Below are 1,377 nucleotides of genomic sequence, written 5' to 3'. Positions count from 1 at the left end.
GGATAATGAGATGGACGCTCCATCTTAACGGCATCAGATGTGCCAGAGTATGAGTGTCAAATCTCAAAAGAAGGAGCGTCCAAATGCAAGTATCTACCCTTGGTATCGATCTGGCAAAAAACGTTTTCGTTCTTCATGGTGTCGATCACACCGGCCAGACCGTGCTGAAAAAGAAACTCTCGCGGGCAAAGTTTGCTGAGTTCGTTATCCGTCTCGACCCCTGTCTTATCGGGATGGAGGCGTGTTCATCCAGCCACCATTTTGCCCGCATGTTTATCCGCCACGGCCATCAGGTCAGGCTGATGCCGCCGCAGTACGTCAAGCCTTACGTCAAAACCAACAAGACCGATGCGACGGATGCGGAAGCCATCTGCGAAGCCGTTACTCGGCCCAATATGCGTTTTGTTCAGGTCAAAACCGTTGACCAGCAGGCTGTACTCGCCCTGCATACGGAGCGGGATATCATTATCCGGGAACGGGTCGCCTGTACGAACAGCTTGCGGGCCATGCTGAGCGAGTTTGGTTTTGTGATGGCAACAGGCAGAAAAGCGCTGAAGCAGGGCGTTCCAGAAATTCTTGAAGACGGAGAAAATGAGCTATCCCCGTTCGTTCGAGCCAGCGCATTACGGCAGATGGCGCATATTGATGCGCTGGATGACCATGTGGAGCTTATCGAACAACAACTGAAGTCATGGGCCGAAACACAGGCAGCCTGTAAACGCATGACAAAAGTGCCCGGCGTCGGACTGCTGACGGCGACGTATCTGGTCGCGTCAGTGGGTGACGGAAGGCAGTTCAGCTGCGCAAAACAGTTCTCAGCCTGGATGGGTTTGACACCGCGAGAACATTCCAGCGGAGGCAAACAGCGTCTGGGGCGGATAAGCAAACGGGGCGATGGTTACTTCCGTTATCTTCTGGTTCACGGAGCGCGGGCAGTCGCTTCCGTGATTGAGCGACACCGGGAAGACATGGGGTGGCTCGACGGATTGCTGAAACGCAAAAATTACAATGTGGCGGTAGTGGCACAGGCGAGTAAAACAGCGCGGATACTGTGGTCGATGCTGGTCCATGAAACAGAATATCGTCCCCCTGCGTGGGCCTGAGCACCGCTCAGTCCTCGCAGGGGTTCACAAAGGGTAAAACGCAGTCCGGAATTGCAGGTGTAATCAAAAAGATGGCAAAACAGGTAAGACCACAGGTGAGGTAAACCGATGCGCCAATGGGCACGATAGCCCGTAGTGGATGCTTGGTACTCACCTGGCGGATTTCATCATGGTTCGGGGCGCAGAAGCCCCATTAGAAACCGGATATATGCCTGCAGTTACCGATTTTACATCTTGCTGAAAAATGCCTTGTTCAACCGGGAGCGTCCATATA

The 1,377-nt window shown here is 53.4% G+C and carries 1 protein-coding gene; it reads left to right on the top strand.

From position 1 onward, the window contains the following. Positions 1–83: 83 nt before the first annotated feature. Positions 84–1,103, top strand: a complete 1,020-nt coding sequence (locus ACIPUG_RS21390; RefSeq protein ID WP_400340117.1) for an IS110 family transposase — start codon at positions 84–86, stop codon at positions 1,101–1,103. Positions 1,104–1,377 lie beyond the last annotated feature (274 nt).

This window comes from Pectobacterium sp. CHL-2024, from assembly GCF_044751765.1.
Classification (GTDB): domain Bacteria; phylum Pseudomonadota; class Gammaproteobacteria; order Enterobacterales; family Enterobacteriaceae; genus Pectobacterium; species Pectobacterium brasiliense.
This window is presented reverse-complemented; position numbering and strand designations above follow the sequence as displayed.